Origin of the sequence: Anthropogastromicrobium sp. (assembly GCF_037349415.1) — a bacterium.
GTDB classification, from domain to species: Bacteria; Bacillota; Clostridia; order Lachnospirales; family Lachnospiraceae; genus Anthropogastromicrobium; species Anthropogastromicrobium aceti.
On record NZ_JAXWCK010000009.1, the window covers coordinates 1 to 18920 of the forward strand.

General features: G+C 42.6%; 15 protein-coding genes and 1 pseudogene. All 16 read left to right on the top strand.

What is annotated here, in order from left to right; all coding sequences use genetic code 11:
• Nucleotides 1–254 precede the first annotated feature (254 nt).
• On the top strand, nucleotides 255–2171 hold the full coding sequence (locus tag WJP93_RS00550) for a DNA gyrase subunit B (RefSeq protein ID WP_337546256.1): 1917 nt from the start codon (nucleotides 255–257) through the stop codon (nucleotides 2169–2171).
• Between the two features lie 283 nt (nucleotides 2172–2454).
• Nucleotides 2455–4692 (top strand): DNA topoisomerase (ATP-hydrolyzing), encoded by a 2238-nt coding sequence (locus WJP93_RS00555; RefSeq protein ID WP_337546258.1) that lies wholly within the window; start codon nucleotides 2455–2457, stop codon nucleotides 4690–4692.
• A 48-nt stretch (nucleotides 4693–4740) separates the two neighbouring features.
• Nucleotides 4741–6006, top strand: coding sequence for an NlpC/P60 family protein (locus tag WJP93_RS00560; RefSeq protein ID WP_118612116.1), 1266 nt, complete (start codon nucleotides 4741–4743; stop codon nucleotides 6004–6006).
• Between the two features lie 196 nt (nucleotides 6007–6202).
• On the top strand, nucleotides 6203–6670 hold the full coding sequence (rimP, locus tag WJP93_RS00565) for a ribosome maturation factor RimP (protein ID WP_118612123.1): 468 nt from the start codon (nucleotides 6203–6205) through the stop codon (nucleotides 6668–6670).
• 78 nt (nucleotides 6671–6748) lie between these two features.
• The gene (gene nusA / locus WJP93_RS00570) at nucleotides 6749–7903 is read left to right on the top strand and encodes a transcription termination factor NusA (protein ID WP_337546263.1); all 1155 of its coding nucleotides are present in this window, start codon (nucleotides 6749–6751) and stop codon (nucleotides 7901–7903) included.
• Between the two features lie 11 nt (nucleotides 7904–7914).
• A complete protein-coding gene (locus WJP93_RS00575; RefSeq protein WP_227099967.1) occupies nucleotides 7915–8205 on the top strand; it encodes a YlxR family protein in 291 nt (96 codons plus the stop codon).
• A complete protein-coding gene (locus tag WJP93_RS00580) occupies nucleotides 8195–8500 on the top strand; it encodes a ribosomal L7Ae/L30e/S12e/Gadd45 family protein (RefSeq protein WP_066562296.1) in 306 nt (101 codons plus the stop codon). The genes WJP93_RS00575 and WJP93_RS00580 overlap by 11 nt, the downstream gene beginning before the upstream one ends.
• 23 nt (nucleotides 8501–8523) lie before the next feature.
• Nucleotides 8524–11292: a translation initiation factor IF-2 gene (gene infB, locus WJP93_RS00585; RefSeq protein ID WP_337546268.1), complete on the top strand. Its 2769-nt coding sequence runs from the start codon at nucleotides 8524–8526 to the stop codon at nucleotides 11290–11292.
• A gap of 64 nt (nucleotides 11293–11356) precedes the next feature.
• The gene (gene rbfA, locus WJP93_RS00590; protein WP_066562294.1) at nucleotides 11357–11755 is read left to right on the top strand and encodes a 30S ribosome-binding factor RbfA; all 399 of its coding nucleotides are present in this window, start codon (nucleotides 11357–11359) and stop codon (nucleotides 11753–11755) included.
• Between the two features lie 3 nt (nucleotides 11756–11758).
• On the top strand, nucleotides 11759–12745 hold the full coding sequence (locus tag WJP93_RS00595; RefSeq protein WP_262537447.1) for a bifunctional oligoribonuclease/PAP phosphatase NrnA: 987 nt from the start codon (nucleotides 11759–11761) through the stop codon (nucleotides 12743–12745).
• On the top strand, nucleotides 12726–13664 hold the full coding sequence (truB, locus tag WJP93_RS00600) for a tRNA pseudouridine(55) synthase TruB (RefSeq protein ID WP_337546271.1): 939 nt from the start codon (nucleotides 12726–12728) through the stop codon (nucleotides 13662–13664). Before WJP93_RS00595 ends, truB begins: the two co-directional genes overlap by 20 nt.
• A gap of 33 nt (nucleotides 13665–13697) precedes the next feature.
• Nucleotides 13698–14666, top strand: a complete 969-nt coding sequence (locus WJP93_RS00605) for a bifunctional riboflavin kinase/FAD synthetase (RefSeq protein ID WP_337546272.1) — start codon at nucleotides 13698–13700, stop codon at nucleotides 14664–14666.
• The gene (locus tag WJP93_RS00610; protein WP_337546273.1) at nucleotides 14629–15906 is read left to right on the top strand and encodes an NlpC/P60 family protein; all 1278 of its coding nucleotides are present in this window, start codon (nucleotides 14629–14631) and stop codon (nucleotides 15904–15906) included. The genes WJP93_RS00605 and WJP93_RS00610 overlap by 38 nt, the downstream gene beginning before the upstream one ends.
• Before the next feature lie 128 nt (nucleotides 15907–16034).
• Nucleotides 16035–16301, top strand: coding sequence for a 30S ribosomal protein S15 (rpsO, locus tag WJP93_RS00615; RefSeq protein ID WP_066562284.1), 267 nt, complete (start codon nucleotides 16035–16037; stop codon nucleotides 16299–16301).
• Nucleotides 16302–16580: 279 nt separating this feature from the next.
• On the top strand, nucleotides 16581–18668 hold the full coding sequence (locus WJP93_RS00620) for a polyribonucleotide nucleotidyltransferase (protein ID WP_337546275.1): 2088 nt from the start codon (nucleotides 16581–16583) through the stop codon (nucleotides 18666–18668).
• 89 nt (nucleotides 18669–18757) lie between these two features.
• Nucleotides 18758–18920 (top strand): annotated as a pseudogene (locus WJP93_RS00625) (hypothetical protein); the annotation flags it as partial.

An 18920-nucleotide genomic window follows, 5' to 3' on the forward strand; every position in this document is an offset into this window, starting at 1 on the left:
GTTAAGACGTCGCCCTCTCACGGCGAAAACAGGAGTTCGATTCTCCTACAAGCTGTTGTGCTCTGCAGTTGCAGAGCATTTTTTTTGAGAATAAAACCAAACATAAGTTCATAAAACAAGTATAAATGAGTGGAAAGTTCCAATTTGCGGGACATCCCATTCGGAAAACAGCTTGACAGAAAGAATCACTCAATGGTATAAAATTAACGGACATAAGAGATGATTGAGATGATGAGATAAGGAAGGAAATATAGATGGCAAAAAAAGACGCATACAATGCAGACAGTATTACGGTGCTTGAGGGACTTGAAGCAGTCCGCAAGCGTCCAGGTATGTATATAGGAGGCGTATCTGTCTCTGGTTTAAACCATTTGGTATATGAGATTGTAGACAATGCCGTTGATGAGCATTTGGCAGGTTTTTGTAATCATATAGAGGTGACATTGGAAAATGATGGATCTGTTACGGTAAAGGACAGTGGCCGTGGTATTCCTGTTGATCGTCACAAGCTTGGTGTATCTGCAGAGCGTGTTATTTTTACGACGCTGCATGCAGGAGGTAAATTTGATAATATAGCATATAAAACAAGCGGAGGACTTCATGGTGTAGGATCTTCCGTTGTCAATGCACTTTCTGAATATTTGGAGATCCATATCGCAAAAGACGGATGGGTTTATTATGATAAATATGAGAGAGGAACGCCGGTAATTGAACTAAAGGACGGCCTTCTCCCGAAAAAAGGAAGAACAAAGGAAACTGGAACATGGATTAATTTTAAGCCAGATGCTGAAATTTTTGAGCGAACACGTTTTTCAGCACAGTCAATTATGAGTCGTCTGCATGAGACAACTTATTTAAATCCAGGTCTGGAAATTGTCTTTAATAACAAGCGAAGCGGTGAGGAGGAGAGTATTACCTATTATGAGCCAGATGGAATTTCTGCTTATATCCGCGAGCTGAATAAGGGCAAGGAAACAGTTCATGATATTATCACCTATACAGGAATGAGTGATGGAATAGAGGTAACAGTTGCATTCCAGTTTGTGGATCTGTTTGAAGAAAAGCTTCTTAGCTATTGCAACAATATTTACAATACAGACGGCGGAACACATCTGACTGGTTTTAAGACAAAATTCACGCAGGAAATAAACAGCTATGCAAAAGAGCTTGGCATTTTAAAGGATCCTGCAAAATTTACAGGACCAGATACGCGCTGCGGTATGACTGCCATTATTGCAATTAAGCATCCAGATCCTATTTTTGAGGGCCAGACAAAGACAAAGCTTGGAAGTCAGGATGCTTCAAAGGCAGTAATTAACGTAACAGGAGAGCAGCTAGAGCTTTACTTTGATAAGCATGTTGAGGTGCTAAAGAGTATTATTGGCTGTGCAGAAAAATCTGCAAAGATCAGAAAGGCAGAGGAAAAGGCAAAGTCTAATCTGCTGACAAAGCAAAAATATTCATTTGATGGAAATGGAAAGCTTGCAAACTGTGAGAGCAAAGACAGCAGTCTTTGTGAGATTTTTATCGTAGAGGGAGATTCAGCAGGCGGTTCGGCAAAGACTGCCAGAGACAGACGTTATCAGGCGATTCTTCCAATCAGAGGAAAAATCTTAAATGTAGAAAAGGCATCTATTGACAAGGTGCTTGCAAATGCAGAAATTAAATCCATGGTTCAGGCATTTAACTGTGGTTTCTCAGAAGGATATGGAAACGACTTTGATATTTCTAAGCTTCGCTATGACAAAATTATTATCATGGCCGATGCCGATGTCGATGGTGAGCATATCAGTACGCTTTTAATGACATTTTTCTACCGCTTTATGCCGGAACTGATTCAGGAGGGTCATGTTTATATCGCAATGCCTCCGCTTTATAAGGCAGTGCCAAAGCGCGGTCAGGAACAGTATCTTTATGATGACATTGCGCTTGATAAATACAGAAAAACGCATAAAGATTTCACTTTGCAGCGTTATAAGGGACTTGGAGAGATGGATGCGTCCCAGCTGTGGGAGACAACATTAAACCCAGAGAGCCGTTGCTTAAAACGTGTCGAAATCGAAGATGCCAGACTTGCAAACGAGATGACAGAGCTTTTGATGGGAAGCGATGTTGAGCCGCGAAGAGAATTTATCCATAAGCATGGCCGCGAAGCACAGCTTGATATATGATTTAACAGCTCATTCTAGCACAGTCGTTCAGAATAAAACATGCTTGCATGTTTTTTCTGAATGGTGTGCTAGAAAGGAGCGCCGCCTCATAAGCAAAACAGCTGCGAAGCAGAGATTAAGCCCGACAGGGCGGTTTTGCGCATGATAGGCGCGGATGGGCTGTTTCTTACTAAAATTAGCGAATCCGAAGGTTTTTTAGAATTGCGAGAGTTGCGTAGCAACGGAGCAATTCGTAGGCATTATAATACACAAAATACTAAGAAAGGTATGGAATTTAATATAAATGGCAGAAACAATCATTACAACGGAATATTCGTCAGAAATGCGAAAATCCTTCATAAACTACTCGATGTCCGTTATCACGGCGCGTGCAGTTCCAGATGTCAGAGACGGATTGAAGCCTGTTCAAAGAAGAGTTCTATTTGCGATGGATGAGTTAGGCTTAAATGCAGACAAGCCGCATCGAAAATCAGCGCGTATTGTCGGTGATGCGATGGGTAAATATCATCCTCACGGTGATTCCTCCATCTATGATGCACTTGTTGTACTTTCTCAGGATTTCAAGAAGGGAATGGCACTTGTTGACGGACATGGAAATTTTGGTTCCATAGAGGGCGACGGTGCTGCGGCAATGCGTTACACAGAGGCACGCTTAAAGAAGTTTACACAGGAAGTGTATCTGGCAGATCTGGATAAGAATATTGTGGATTTTGTTCCAAACTTTGATGAGACAGAAAAAGAGCCATCTGTTCTTCCTGTTCGTGTTCCGAACTTTTTAATTAACGGTTCCGAAGGTATTGCAGTTGGTATGACGACAAGTACACCGCCGCATAATTTAGGAGAGATCATAAATGCAGAAAAGTTGCTGATGGAATTTCCTAATGCGACTACGGCAGATTTGTTAGATATTATTGAGGGACCTGATTTTCCGACTGGCGGTATTGTGACAAACAAGGACGAGCTGCTTTCTATTTATGAGACAGGACGAGGGAAAATAAGAATACGCGGCAAAGCAGAGATTGTGCGCGGAAAAAGAAAGAGCGACCGTGACAAAATTGTAATTACGGAGATTCCTTATACAATGGTCGGTGCCAATATTGGAAAATTCCTTAGCGATGTGGCAGCACTTGCAGAGTCGAGAAAGCTTCCGGATATCGTGGACATTTCAAATCAGTCCTCAAAAGAAGGTATTCGCATTGAGATCGAGCTGAAAAAGGGTGCTGATGCAGAGCGTATACTTGCCGGTCTTTATAAGAAAACAAAGTTAGAGGACACATTTGGTGTCAATATGCTTGCTATTGTAGATGGAAGACCAGAGGTTCTTGGCTTAAAGGAAGTTCTGACACACCACATTCAGTTTCTTGTTGATATTAACACAAGAAAATATACAAGTCTTCTTGAGAAAGAGAAAAACAAGCGAGAAATTCAGGAAGGTCTTATTCGTGCAGTTGATGTGATAGATTTGATTATTGAAATTATCCGCGGAAGTAAGACTTTAAAGATGGCAAAGGCATGTCTGTCAGAAGGAATCACAGAGGGTATCAATTTCCGCACTGAAAAATCACGCAGACAGGCTGCAAAGCTTTTGTTTACAGAGGCACAGGCAACTGCTATCTTGGAGCTTCGCTTATCCAAACTAATTGGACTTGAGTTACAGGCACTTTTGGACGAACATAAAAAGACGATTGCAAAGATTGCTTCATATGAGCGCATTTTAGGCAGCAAAAAGGCTATGTATCAGACAATCGAAAAGGAATTAGACAGCATACGTGAACATTATCAGGTGCCAAGACGCACAAAAGTTACAAATGCATCTCTTGCTGTATTTGAAGAAGAGCCGGCTGTAGTGTCAGATGTCGTATTTGTTATGAACCGTTTTGGCTATGTAAAGCTTGTAGATAAGGCGCTGTTTGATAAAAATGAGGAACAGCTTCGCAGCGAAAATGTGCGTTTTGTGCCATGCAAGACAAACTCACGTCTTGCTGTATTCACAAAGGAAGGTATTCTTCATTATTTGAAGGCTGATGCAATTCCGCTTGGAAAGGTCAAGGATAAGGGTGCGCCGATTGACAATTTGTGTAACTACAGCAGTGCTGATGAAACAATTCTAACAGTATTTAGCGATGAGGACATGAAGGAAAAGACACTCCTTTTTGTGACAAAGAATGGTTTGGTTAGAAAGACATTGGGAGCAGAGCTGATCAGCATAAAGAAAATGATCGCAGCGGCGAAGCTTGGAGAAGGCGATGCGCTTGTTGCGATTTTAGATGCTTCAAAAGAGCTTGTCGCAGTTGTGACAAATAAAAAGCATGCAATTAAATTTTCAACAGAAGAGGTTCCGCTTCAGAAAAAAACTGCAGCAGGTACAAGAGCATTGAAACTAGAAGAGGGGGAAGAGGTTGTATTTGCTGATTCCTTTGATGCAAAAGAAAAAGTTTTTGCAGAAGTTCAGGGAAGAAAAATTGAACTAAGCAAGCTTACAAAGAAGAAAAGAGATGCCAAGCCTGAACAGGTAAAGTAAGCAGCAGATGGTTATGTATTGCAGGGCAGCATCAGAAAGGTGAGATTCATGGAGCACAAAAGACCAGAGTATGAGGAAACCCCTCGGATGGCAGAATTTCGAAGACGCAAGGAAAAAGAAATAAAACGTCGTCGCCGCAACAAGCGTATGACAAAAATTGTGTTAGTTATTGTAGTGATTTGGGCACTTATTGCAGTGGCAGCGGCTGCTTTTCATGTGACAAATGGATTTGGCATCTTTGAAGGCAAAAAGCCTTCCTTATCTTCGGCTGAGGAAACAAAGGATGCAATTGAACAAAATGAACAGCAGACACTTGCAGAGCAAAATTTGAAGCAGACTATTGAGAGCGAGAGCAAAAAGGAAGTTGCAGAAAGCGAAGAGACATCTTTAGAGGAAAAAACAGAGGATGCCACAAAGGCTTCTGAGGCAGAAAAAACAGTAAAAAAACATGAAGATCCGCGCGAGGATGTGTGGAATCATTATACGAATATGTTTATTGCATCAAAAGTCAATACGTATCTAAATGTAAGAAATCAGCCAACAACAGACGGTACTATTATCGGAAAGCTGACAAAGTATTCCGGTGGTGAGCTTGTTGAGGATATGGGAAACGGCTGGTGGCACATAAGCTCTGGCGGTATTGATGGCTATATTTGGTCTGAAAATTGTGTGACAGGTGAAGAGGCAAAGGAAGTTGCACTTGAGCACTGTATGCAGATGGTTGAGGTGACAACGGAAAAACTAAATGTCAGAAGCGGTCCTGGTCTTGAGTATGAGGTTTGGACGACACTTAATGCAAACGAAAAGCAGATAGTGGAAGAAAAAGACGGAGACTGGCTGAAAATTGCATTTAACAGTACATATGGTTATATAAATGATGACTATGTAAAGACAGGCTTTTATCTTGTTGAGGCAATTCCGTGGAGCAGCATTTCAGATTGTTCTCCGACACGTCAGCAGATCTTAACATTTGGTGAGCAGTATATTGGAACACCATATGTGTATGGAGGAACGAGTCTGACAGGAGGAATTGACTGTTCAAGCTTCGTACAGCAGTGTTATGCGAGTGCAGGTTTTTCTCTTCCGAGAACATCGCGTGAGCAGGCAACAAGAGGCACACAAATTACACTTAACGAAGCAAAGCCAGGCGATCTTTTGTTTTATGCTGATGCAACAGGAACAATTGATCACGTTGTTATGTATCTTGGAGACGGCAAAATTCTTCATGCAGCTTTGTCTCTTGGTCAGGTAACTATCAGTAAATACAATTACAGTACTGAACCTGTTCGTGTTGTAAACATTATTGGAGACTAAAAAACACTTGACCTTTAGGAAAATATATGTTATAAAGGTTATATAGGTTTTTATGGTAAAGAGTGGGCTTGCGAGTCCACTCTTTCTATGTAAATACCCACAAGAAAATATAACTATTCAGAGAGTAGTTGCAAAACAGGCAGATACGCTGCAGCAAACGGCAAGAATTAGGCTTGCGGCGGGAAAGGGCAGGAGTATGAGAAGAAAAGAAGAGATTGAAGCATATGCAGAAAATCTGTTTTTGCCGATCACACAGAAGCATGGATTTGAGCTGGTTGATGTGGAGTATGTTAAAGAGGCAGGAAGCTGGTATCTGCGTGTCTACATTGACAAAGAGGGCGGTATCGCAGTAGATGACTGTGAGGTGGTAAGCCGTGAGGCAGATCCTATTTTAGATACAGATGACTGTATTGAAGAAAGCTATATTTTAGAGGTAAGCTCTCCGGGTCTTGGAAGACCATTAAAGAAGGATAAGGATTTTGCAAGAAGCATTGGTGAAGAAGTTGAAGTTCGACTGTTTCGTGCAGTAGAAGGCTGTAAGGAATATACCGGGCTGCTTAACGCATACGACAAGACAACCGTTACCCTTATGCTGGAGGATGAAAAAACACTGGTGCTTGAAAGAAGCAACATTGCGTTGATTCGTCTGGCGCTAGATTTCTAAAAGCAAGGTAACGATTCACTCATATTGCATTGCTTTGTGAAGAGTGGATAAGGAAATAGAGAAAGGAAAGAGAACATAATGAATACGGAATTGATGGAAGCATTAAATGTCCTTGAAAAAGAGAAGAATATCAGAAAGGAAGTTGTCTTAAAGGCAATCGAGGAGTCACTTGTTCAGGCTTGTAAGCATCATTTTGGAAAGAGCGACAATATTGTCGTAAATATGGATTACAATACAGGCGAGTATGAGATCAATATGGCAAAGGAAGTAGTAGAGAATGTAGAAGATCAGCAGACTCAGATCAGTCTTCCTAATGCAAAGATTCTTGACAAGAGGGCTGTTTATGGTTCTACCGTTTATGTAAAGGTAAATTCCAAGGAGTTTGGCCGCATTGCTGCACAGATTGCAAAAGCAATTATCCTTCAGAAGCTGCGAGAGGAAGAAAATCGTGCTGTTTATGAGCGCTATAAATTAATGGAGAGAGATTTAGTAAGCGGTGTAATTTCAAGACATTTTGAGCGTAGAGGCGAGGATGGAAAGTCAACTACAGTAAATGTCAGTGTAAATCTTGGAAAGGCAGAGGCTACCTTAATGGCAGGCGAGCAGATTAAGGGTGAGGAATATAAGGTCAATACCCGAATGAAGTTCTATGTCGTAGAAGTAAAGGATCTGCCGAAGGGACCAAAGATTCTTCTTTCCCGTTCTCGTCCGGAGTTAGTAAAGAGATTGTTTGAGGCTGAGGTTGCCGAGATTAAGGACGGAACTGTTGAGATCAAGGCAATCAGCAGAGAGGCTGGATCAAGAACAAAGATGGCTGTTTGTTCTCATGATGAGAACGTAGATGCTGTTGGTGCATGTGTAGGTGTTAACAGCTCTCGTGTAAATGCTGTTGTAGATGAGCTTGGCGGCGAGAAAATTGATATCATCAATTGGGATGAGAATGCAGCACAGTTTATTGAGAATGCACTCAGCCCATCAAAGGTTATTTTCGTAGCAGTTGATGATGATGAGCATTCAGCGCTTGTTGTAGTTCCAGATAGCCAGCTGTCACTTGCTATTGGCAAGGCAGGTCAGAACGCACGTCTGACTGCAAAGCTGACAGGCTATAAGATTGATATCAAGAGTGAGAGCCAGGCTGAGGAGGAAGGTCTGTTTGATGAGATCGACTTTAGCGCAGCAGAAGAAACTGAGCAGTCCGATGAGACAGCACAGGACAACGAGGTTCAGGAATAAGAGGTGATAGAGTGGCCGCTGTAAAAAAAATTCCGATGCGTCAGTGTGTGGGATGCGGGGAAAGAAAAAGTAAAAAGGAACTGATCCGTATCGTTTGCTCACCGAGTGAGGATCCTGAAAGGGTAACGATTGGATTTGATCTGACTGGCAAGAAAAATGGACGAGGTGCATATATATGCAGTAGTATGGCTTGTCTTGAGCTGGCCAGAAAGAAAAAAGCTCTTGAACGAGCTTTAAAAACAGAGGTTTCGCAGCAATGCTACGATGATCTGAAAAAGGAGTTGGAGCAGATTGAACGATAAAGTAATATCCCTTTTGGGATTAGCAGAACGCGCAGGTAAAATTGCGAGTGGCGAATTTGCAGCCGAAAAGGCAGTGAAGACAGGAAAGGCACGTCTGATTATTGTGGCAGAGGATGCTTCTGATAACACGAAAAAGAAGTTTAGTGATATGTGTAAGTATTATCAGGTACCTTTTGCATGTTACTCGCAGAAGGAACTGCTCGGTCACGGAATCGGAAAGGAGTTTCGCGCATCGCTTGCAGTTCTTGACGGCGGTTTTGCGAAAGCAATAGAGAAACAGTTGGACAATAAGTAAAGAAAAGGGTCGGTGATACATTTATGGCAAAACTGAACATCCATGATTTAGCCAAGGAATTAAAAAGAGAAGAAAGTGAAATTATCAGCTTATGCTCCAGCAAGGGTATGAGTGGTGTAACAAGAGCAACTATGCTTCAGGATACAATGGTAGAAGAAGTGCGTAAGGCATTCAAAAAGCCAGCAGAGTCAGCTGATGCTGCAGCTGACAAGGATGGCGCACCAAAGAAGAAGCTTCGTCTGTTGTTTCATCCGGAAAACAGCACAAAGCCAATTTCTAAAAAGAAGCGTCCAGACAGTGCGAAGAAGCCGGAAGGTGACAAGGCAGAAAAGTCTGTCGATAAGCAGGAAAAGGCTGCTGAGAGAACAGAGAGCACAAAGCCGGCAGAAAAAGCACAGGAGATGGCAAAGACTGAGGCACCGAAGGAGACTATGACAAGAGAAAATACAAAAAACGACAGAAATGATTCAAGATCCACAAACGATGGAAATAGAAGAGATAATTCCAGACGTGATGGCGGAAATGGTCAGAATGGACAAAGACGCGATGGAAATGGCCAGGGCGGTCAGAGAAGAGAAGGCGGCTATGGCCAGAGAGACGGTCAGAGACGTGATGGAAATGGCCAGGGCGGTCAGAGAAGAGAAGGCGGCTATGGCCAGAGAGATGGTCAGAGACGTGATGGAAATAATCAGGGCGGCTATGGTCAGAGACGTGACGGAAACGGTCAGGGCGGCTACGGTCAGAGAGATGGCCAGAGACGTGACGGAAATGGTCAGGGCGGTTACGGTCAGAGACGTGACGGTGCAAGGGGCCAGAGAACCGAGAGAGAAAATCTTGATTCTATGGGCACAGGAATGACCAAGAGCGAGGCAAGAGGCGGCAAAGGTCTTAATAAGAAAGAGCGTGAGATTCGCGAGAAGGAAAGACAGAATCAGGAGAAGAATACCAGATTCACAGAGAATACTCGCAATATCTCTAAGATGAAGCAGCAAAACAGTAAGAAGCCAGAGCCACAGCCAAAGGCAGAAGAAGATGACGGAATTAAGACAATTACAATTCCAGAGACTTTAACACTGGCAGAGTTAGCTGAAGCAATGAAGCTGCAGCCGGCAGCACTCGTAAAGTCACTCTTTATGAAGGGCACCATGATGACAATTAATGCTGAGCTGACATTTGAGCAGGCAGAGGAAATTGCATTAGAGTTTAACTATATCTGTGAGAAGGAAGTAAAGGTTGACGTAATTGAGGAACTTCTTCGTGAAGAAGATGATCCGGAAGAGACAAAGGTTTCAAGACCTCCGGTTGTCTGCGTTATGGGTCACGTTGACCATGGTAAGACCTCCTTACTGGATGCTATTCGTTCAACTAACGTAATTTCAAGAGAGGCCGGCGGAATTACACAGCATATCGGTGCTTATATGGTTAAGTGCAATGGACAGGATATTACATTCCTTGATACACCAGGTCATGAGGCATTTACAGCAATGCGTATGCGTGGTGCTCAGGCAACTGATATCGCTGTACTCGTTGTTGCAGCAGATGATGGTGTTATGCCGCAGACAATCGAGGCGATTAACCATGCAAAGGCAGCAGGTGTTGATATTATCGTAGCAGTAAACAAGATTGATAAGCCAACTGCAAACATTGAGCGTGTAAAGCAGGAGCTTTCTGAGTATGAGCTGATTGCAGAGGATTGGGGTGGTCAGACCATCTTCGTTCCAGTATCTGCGAAGACACATGAGGGAATTGATACCTTGCTTGAGATGATCTTGCTTGATGCAGAGTTAAAGGATCTTAAGGCAAATCCAAATCGTAAGGCAAGAGGTCTTGTAATCGAGGCACAGCTTGATAAGGGCCGTGGACCAGTTGCAACAATCCTTGTTCAGAAGGGTACACTTCATGTTGGTGACAATGTTGCAGCAGGATCATGCTATGGTAAGGTTCGTGCAATGATCGATGACAAGGGACGCAGAGTAAAAGAAGCAACTCCGTCTATGCCAGTTGAGATTCTTGGTCTGAATGATGTTCCAAACGCAGGTGAGATCTTTGTCAACACTGAGAATGAGAAAGAGGCAAGAAGCTTTGCTGAGACCTTTATTAAAGAGAACAGAGAAAAGCTTTTGGCTGATACAAAGACACAGCTTACTCTTGACAGCTTAAATTCCCAAATTAAGGAAGGAAGCTTAAAGGAACTGAATTTGATCGTTAAGGCTGACGTTCAGGGTTCTGTTGAGGCTGTAAAGCAGTCCTTATTGAAGCTGTCTAATGAAGAAGTTGTTGTTAAGATTATTCACAGTGGTGTTGGTGCAATCAATGAGTCTGATGTATCTTTGGCATCTGCATCAAATGCAATCATTATCGGATTTAATATTCGTCCAGATGCAATGGCAAAATCAGTAGCAGAGCGCGAGAAGGTTGAGATTCGTCTGTACCGTGTTATCTATCAGGCAATCGCTGATGTAGAAGCTGCTATGAAGGGTATGCTTGATCCGATCTACGAGGAGAAGGTAATAGGTCATGCACAGGTTCGTCAGATCTTCAAGGCATCAGGTGTTGGAAACATTGCTGGTTCCTATGTAACAGATGGTATGTTCCAGAGAGGCTGCAAGATCCGTATTTCCAGAGAAGGCGAGCAGATCTACGAGGGTTCACTGGCATCCTTAAAGCGTTTCAAGGACGATGTAAAGGAAGTAAAGGAAGGCTACGAGTGTGGTCTTGTGTTTGAAAAGTTCAACGATATTCAGATTGATGATATCGTAGAGGCTTATATCATGGAAGAGGTTCCGAGATAAGCTGCAACAAAACAAAGCCATGGCAGCAATGTCATGGCTTTTCAAAGATAGTTAAGGAGAAAATATGCGTAAAAATAGTATTAAAAATATCAGAATTAACGCTGAGGTTCAGAGAGAACTCAGCCGTATTATCCAGCAGGAAATTAAAGATCCAAGAATCCATCCTATGACAACAGTTGTCATGGCAGAAGTTACGCCTGACTTAAAGTATTGTAAGGCTTATATCAGTGTTTTAGGAAACGAGGAAGCACAAAAAAGCACAATGGAAGGTTTAAAGAATGCAAAGCCTTATATCAGAAGAATGCTTGCATCATCTGTAAATTTGAGAAACACACCAGAGCTTACTTTTGTGTTAGACCAGTCCATCGAGTATGGTGTTCATATGACGGGTCTGATTGATGCAGTTGCAAATGAGCTTGCAGCTAAAGAGCCGGCAGAAAGCTCCGAGGGAAAGGAGGCATAAGCGATGGAAAAACGCCCGAACGACACAATAGAGATGCTGCGTGCGGAGTTTGCAAATGTCAGGAAGACGGCAATTGTAGGCCATCTTCATCCAGACGGAGATTGCATCTCCTCGTGTCTTGCCCTGTATCACTATTTAAAGGATAATTATGGTTATGAGGCAGACGTGTACTTAGAGCCATATCCATCTGTTTTTGATATGCTCCCAGATACAGCAGTTATTCGTCATACTGTCAAGCCTGAGGTATATGATGTGGTATATTCACTTGATTGTGCAGATTTAGACCGTATTGGTGCAGGAAAAGAACTTTTTGACAGTGCAAAGAAGCGTGTAATGATTGATCACCATATAAGTAATCCTGTTTTTGGTGATGTCAATTATGTAAAGGGTGAGATCGGTTCTGCATGTGAGGTACTTTATACACTTTTCGAGGAAGATAAGATCAACTACAACGTGGCGATGTGTCTTTATACAGGAATGGTTCACGACACTGGCGTGTTCCAATATTCCAATGTAACACCAGATACACTTACACGCGCGGCAAAGCTGATTGCATTTGGCATTCCATTTACTGATTTGATTCAGAAGACTTTTTATGAGAAGAGCTTTAATGAAACAAGGGCGAGCGCTTATGCAATATCTAAAGCCGCACAGCTTCTTGATGGCTTTTTCGTATGGTCTTATATGGAAACTAAGGAGATGGAGAGATTTCATATTACATCAGCAGAACTTGACAGCGTTGTAAGTGAGCTTCGAAATATTCGTGGTGTAGACACAGCAGTATTCTTATATGAAATAGAGTCGGGCGTATGGAAATGTAGTTTCCGCTCAAACCATGTTGTGAATGTCAGTGAGCTGGCAGTTTCATTTGGCGGCGGAGGTCATGTTCGTGCATCAGGATGCACGTTTTATCATAAGAAGCCGGATGAGATTATTACGGAGATCGTAAATCGCATTCCGAAGGAGGATTATGCAGGCAGAGCATTATAATGGACTAATTGCAGTCTGGAAGGAGCAGGGGTATACCTCACACGATGTTGTGGCAAAGCTTAGAGGTATTTTGCACCAGAAAAAAATTGGTCATACTGGTACACTTGATCCGCAGGCCAAAGGTGTTCTGGCTGTCGGATTAGGTCTTGGAACAAAGACATTTGATCTATTGCCGGATCACTGGAAAACTTACGAGGCAGAGGTAACATTTGGTGTTCAAACAGACACGGAGGATATCTGGGGAAATGTTTTAAAGACACATGATGTTTCAAAAACGCCGGAAGAGATTATACAGGCAATTTGTTCCTTTGGGGGAACTTATGATCAGATACCGCCTATGTATTCAGCAAAGAAAATTGATGGAAAAAAATTGTACCAGCTTGCAAGAGAAGGAAAAATTGTTGAGCGAAAGGCAGTACCAGTCACGTTAAAGGATATTCAGGTTTTATCTGTAAAAGACAACAAGGCACGTTTTATTGTCACCTGCTCTGCCGGAACATATATCCGTACACTTTGTGTCGATATCGGAAAAAAGCTTGGCTGTGAAGCCTGCATGAGCAGTTTAACAAGAGTTATTGCAGGTGGATTTTCAAAAGAACAGGCATTGACACTCGAAAAAATAAAAGAGCTTGCCGATAAAAATGAACTGGAGAGCCGCTTAATTAGCATTGACACTGCCCTTGGTCATTTTCCAAAAGTAATCGCATCAAACGAATTTGAAAAACAGCTCAAAAATGGAAATGTGATAGGCAGTAATGCTGTTTTGGGGTTACAAGAGGCATCTATAGATGTTTGCAGTCATGATATTTGCGTGCGCCTGTATCTAAATAATAATGGACTAGACGAATTTATAGGTGTATATCATCTTGACAAAAGCAGTCGTTTACTGAAGCCTGTAAAAATATTCTATCGAAATTAATACCAGGCAGCGATAAAGAAAAGGAGACCAACGATGCAGGTAATTTGCAATACAGAGGATTTTCAAATCACAGAGAAGACCGCGGTCACGCTTGGTAAATTCGACGGAATCCATAAAGGTCATCAGCGTCTTTTAAATGCTTTGCTTGAAAAGAAAAAGCAGGGACTAAAGACTGTAGTGTTCACATTTTTTGTGCCGCCAATTCCGGGACGTGAGGATGTGCGTCAGCTGACACCAAACGATGAGAAAAAGAAATTTCTAGAAGCTTATGGAATAGATTATCTCATTGAATATCCATTTACCGAAAAGGTTCGCCATACTGCGCCAAAAGATTTTATCCAGGAAATTTTATGTAAAAAACTTTGCGCGGCATTTGTTGCAGCAGGACCAGATTTTTGTTTTGGCTATGAGCGAAAAGGAAATGTAGCACTTTTAGAAAAAATGTCATCCTTATGTGGTTATGAATTTGAAGTGTTTGATAAGGTCTCTTATAAAGGAGAGCCAATCAGCAGCAGCAGGATTCGTGCATGCATCAGTGAGGGACAGATGGAGGATGCGTGTGAAATGCTAGGCCGTCCGTTTTCACTTAGTGGTACAGTTATTCACGGAAAAGCAATTGGTCATACTATAGGCTTTGCAACAATGAATCTTGTCTGGCCGGAAGATAAGCTGCTTGTTCCAATAGGCGTATATCTTTCAAAGGTGAAGATTGGGGGAAACACATATCAGGCAATTACAAATGTTGGTCATCGCCCAACAGTTGAAAAAGATGCCGCAAAATCTGATTTACTTTTAGAAGCACATCTGCTACAATATAGCCAAATGGCGTATGGTGAGGAAATTGATGTCAGTCTCTTCCATTATGAGAGACCAGAGGTGCGCTTTTCTGGCCTTGATGCACTAAAAGAGCAGTTAAAAAAAGATACCCTTGCATGCGTTACTTATTTTGAAGAGAGGGGAAACGATGGCAAAAAGGAAGGATTCATCGAAGAAAAAGCGTAAAGGCTCAGGCAATGGACTTCTGATTGCAGCTGTGCTGCTGACAATATTATTTTTGGCAGGCGTAATGAGCCTTGGAGCTTTGTATTATCTTGAAAAAAACAAAGAAAAACCGCAGACCATTCCGCCAAAGATAACAGAGGCTGCTGCTGTTGTGACACAGACAGAAGAACAGACAAAGGAGTCTGATAACAAAAATACAGGCGAAGATTCACAGGGGGAATCTGTTTTGGAAAAACAAAGTGAGGAAACGTCTGAAAGTGAGTCAGAGCTGGAGATGTCTTCTGAATCAGAAAGTCAGACAAAAGAAGATGAGTCTGAGTCAGAATCAGAAGAGGAAAGCACAGAGGAAGAATCAACTGAGAGTGAAGAAGTTCGAGAGGCAAAGGAAGCTGTTCTTGAAAAGTATAAAAATCTCGGTATGATCACTGGTGTGCGCAATTATTTGAATATGAGAAAAGGACCGTCAACTGATTATGAGATTTGCGGTGTAATTTTCAAAAATTGTGCCGTAGAAATCTTAGAGGAAAAGGACGGCTGGATGAAGATTGAGTCTGGCGGTGCGACAGGTTATGTTTCTGCTGAGTATGTTACGACAGGAGAGAAAGCAAGAAAGCTTGCGCTTTCAAGTATGAAATATATGGCAGAGATCCTGACAGATTCTGTTGATGCATTATATGAGCCAAAGGAAGGTGCAGACGTTATTACGACCTTCTTAAAGGGTGAGCGCTATGATATAAATGGAGAGACAAAGGATTGGGTTGAGATCGAAGCTGTTACGGAGCTGTCCGGATATGTAAAAAGAGAAACAGTTTACACAGGATATTTCCTTGATGAAGCAATTTACTTCTCACTTGATGGTGTATCAGAAACTCGACAGGATCTTATTCGAAAAGCATTTGAATATTATGGCGGCACTTACGTCTGGGGAGGCAAGCAGCTGACGGCAGAGGGCGGTGTGGACTGCTCAGGTTACACAATGTGTCTGTATAAACTCTTTGGCGTGCAGCTTCCAGAGTTTTCTGGTGCGCAGGCAGAGGTAGGTATGACTGTTGATGAAGATACGATTCGCCCTGGCGATTTGATATTCTATGTCGGCCGTTACCCTGGTGTGATTGGTCATGTCGCAATTTATATTGGAAATGGCAAGATCATTCATGCAGCATCTGAGTCAAAGGGTATCTGTGTCAGCAGCTGGAAATATGGTCCGCCTGTCATAATGAAAAATGTGATGGGAGATTAAGAAAAAACCTTTGACAAAGAGCAATTTCTGTGATAGTATATCACATGTGTGCGCCATGCCCCAGCAACAGGATACTCCAACCATTGCCTGGGCAAAGGTCAGAATAAAAATATTAGGAGGAATTAACAATGATTTCCAAGGAAAAGAAAGCTGAAATTATCGCTGCTTACGGCAGAACACCAGAGGATACCGGATCACCGGAGGTTCAGATCGCTATCTTAACAGCACGTATCGCTGAGCTTACCGCTCATCTTCAGGAGAACCCGAAGGATCATCATTCCAGAAGAGGTCTGCTGATGATGGTAGGACAGAGAAGAGGTATGCTGGACTACTTAAAGAGCAAGGATATCGAGGCTTACCGTACCTTAATCGAGAAGTTAGGTATTAGAAAGTAATTTGTAACTATTAAGAGCCAAGCAGATTCAAAGAAAAAATCGAGGGGCTCTGAATAGTTTAGCGATTAGGGTGGAGAAATCCACCCTATATTTGTATCAAGACAGCGATGGAAAATGATGACAAAATAGTGTCGCTGTCATGGTCGTATTTGAAGGCAGAAGTGCTCCGAGACCGCTCAAGAACAGATAAGCGCTGTTTATCTGCTGTTTAGTAGTTTCGGCACCTTCTGCAAAAAAGATAAACGTTGTGCAAAAAAGATGCACAGGAATGAGGACAATATGTATAAGAGTTATTCTATGGAACTCTGCGGCCGTACCCTTACGGTAGATGTAGGCAGAGTAGCAGCTCAGGCGAATGGCGCTGCATTTATGCATTATGGCGATACCGTTGTATTATCTACTGCAACAGCATCAGAAGAGCCAAGAGACGGCATTGATTTCTTCCCGCTTAGCGTAGAGTATGAGGAGAAGATGTACGCAGTTGGAAAGATTCCAGGCGGCTTCAATAAAAGAGAGGGAAAGGCAAGCGAGCATGCAATTTTAACCTCACGTGTTATTGACCGTCCTATGCGTCCGCTGTTTCCGAAGGATTACCGTAACGATGTAACATTAAACAACATGGTTATGAGTGTTGATCCAGACTGCAGCCCAGAGATCACTGCAATGCTTGGTTCTGCTATTGCAACTTGTATTTCTGACATTCCATTTGATGGCCCGACTGCCAGCACAAGAGTTGGTATGGTTGACGGAGAGCTTGTATTTAATCCAACCAGCGCCCAGAGAGCAGTATCTGATCTTGAGCTTACTGTTGCATCCACAAGAGATAAGGTTATCATGATCGAGGCCGGTGCAAATGAGATTCCGGAAGCAAAGATGATCGAAGCTATTTTTGCTGCACATGAAATCAATCAGAAGATTATTGCTTTTATCGATACAATCGTTGCAGATTGTGGAAAGCCGAAGCATTCTTATCAGTCATATGATGTAGATGCAGAGCTTTGGGAGGATATGACTTCCTTTATTCCGGGACCAGAGATGGAAGAGGCTGTATTCACAGATGAGAAGCAGGTTCGTGAGGAGAATATCCGTGTATTAAAGGAGAAATTAAAGGAGCGTTATGAGGAGACACATCCAGAGTGGATTCCAATGCTCGGTGAGGCTCTCTATAAGTATCAGAAAAAGACTGTCCGCAAGATGATCTTAAAGGATCACAAGAGACCAGACGGCAGAGCAATCACTCAGATTCGTCCGCTTGCAGCAGAGATTGACATGATTCCTAGAGCACATGGTTCCGCTATGTTCACCAGAGGACAGACTCAGATTTGTGATGTTGTTACACTGGCACCGCTTTCAGAGGCACAAAAGATTGATGGTCTTGATGAGAACGAGACAAGCAAGCGCTACATGCATCAGTATAATTTCCCGGCTTATTCTGTAGGAGAGACAAAGGTTTCCAGAGGTCCGGGAAGACGTGAGATCGGTCATGGCGCACTGGCTGAGAGAGCACTTGTTCCGGTTCTTCCATCAGCAGAAGAGTTCCCATATGCAATTCGTGCCGTATCTGAGACATTCGAGTCTAATGGTTCTACATCTCAGGCTTCCATTTGTGCATCCTGTATGGCACTTATGGCAGCAGGTGTTCCGCTTAAGGCTATGGTTGCAGGTATTTCCTGTGGTCTTGTTACTGGCGATACCGATGATGATTACATCGTTTTGACTGATATTCAGGGTCTTGAGGACTTCTTTGGCGATATGGACTTTAAGGTAGCAGGTACTCATAAGGGTATCACTGCAATCCAGATGGATATCAAGATTCATGGTCTGACAAGAGCCATCATTGAGGAGGCAATTGCAAGAACAAGAGAAGCAAGATTCTATATCATGGATGAGGTTATGTCCAAGGCAATCGCAGAGCCGAGACAGACAGTTGGAAAGTATGCACCGAAGATCGAGATGATGACTATTGATCCAGCTACAATCGGTGATGTTGTTGGAAAGCAGGGTAAGGTAATCAATCGTATCATCGCTGAAACTGGCGTAAAGATTGATATCACAGATGATGGAAATGTTTCTATCTGTGGTACAGATGCCGATATGATTGCAAAGGCAATGAAGACCATTGAAATCATCACTAGCGATTTCGAAGAGGGACAGGTTCTTGAGGGTACTGTTATCAGTATCAAGGACTTCGGCGCATTCCTTGAGTTCGCACCAGGCAAAGAGGGTATGGTTCATATCTCCAAGATGTCTGATAAGCGTGTAGAGAAGGTTGAGGATGTTCTTTCCTTAGGACAGGTTGTAAAGGTTGTATGCCTTGGTAAGGATAAGATGGGCAGATTCAGCTTCAGCATGAAGGACGTAAAATAAAATTTTAAGAAAAAGATGTTGTTGAATTTCGGCAGCATCTTTTTCCACTTTTGATCTTACAAACAATTTGAGAAAGGTATGGTTTTTATATGGAAAAGTTACTTAGCATTATTTCCAGAGAGATTGGAGACGCATTTGAAGCTTGCGGTTATGAGCGCGAGCTTGGACGCGTTACCGTATCTAATCGTCCGGATCTGTGTGAATATCAGTGTAATGGCGCAATGGCTGGTGCAAAGAAATATCACAAAGCTC

What these genes read in the sequence shown, in the direction of transcription:
- WJP93_RS00610 (WP_337546273.1), top strand. Translation starts at nt 14,629, where the DNA reads ATGGCAAAAAGGAAGGATTCATCGAAGAAAAAGCGTAAAGGCTCAGGC.
- infB (WP_337546268.1), top strand. Translation starts at nt 8,524, where the DNA reads ATGGCAAAACTGAACATCCATGATTTAGCCAAGGAATTAAAAAGAGAA.
- truB (WP_337546271.1), top strand. Translation starts at nt 12,726, where the DNA reads ATGCAGGCAGAGCATTATAATGGACTAATTGCAGTCTGGAAGGAGCAG.
- WJP93_RS00620 (WP_337546275.1), top strand. Translation starts at nt 16,581, where the DNA reads ATGTATAAGAGTTATTCTATGGAACTCTGCGGCCGTACCCTTACGGTA.
- WJP93_RS00560 (WP_118612116.1), top strand. Translation starts at nt 4,741, where the DNA reads ATGGAGCACAAAAGACCAGAGTATGAGGAAACCCCTCGGATGGCAGAA.
- rimP (WP_118612123.1), top strand. Translation starts at nt 6,203, where the DNA reads ATGAGAAGAAAAGAAGAGATTGAAGCATATGCAGAAAATCTGTTTTTG.
- rpsO (WP_066562284.1), top strand. Translation starts at nt 16,035, where the DNA reads ATGATTTCCAAGGAAAAGAAAGCTGAAATTATCGCTGCTTACGGCAGA.
- WJP93_RS00555 (WP_337546258.1), top strand. Translation starts at nt 2,455, where the DNA reads ATGGCAGAAACAATCATTACAACGGAATATTCGTCAGAAATGCGAAAA.
- WJP93_RS00550 (WP_337546256.1), top strand. Translation starts at nt 255, where the DNA reads ATGGCAAAAAAAGACGCATACAATGCAGACAGTATTACGGTGCTTGAG.
- WJP93_RS00595 (WP_262537447.1), top strand. Translation starts at nt 11,759, where the DNA reads ATGGAAAAACGCCCGAACGACACAATAGAGATGCTGCGTGCGGAGTTT.
- rbfA (WP_066562294.1), top strand. Translation starts at nt 11,357, where the DNA reads ATGCGTAAAAATAGTATTAAAAATATCAGAATTAACGCTGAGGTTCAG.
- WJP93_RS00605 (WP_337546272.1), top strand. Translation starts at nt 13,698, where the DNA reads ATGCAGGTAATTTGCAATACAGAGGATTTTCAAATCACAGAGAAGACC.
- nusA (WP_337546263.1), top strand. Translation starts at nt 6,749, where the DNA reads ATGAATACGGAATTGATGGAAGCATTAAATGTCCTTGAAAAAGAGAAG.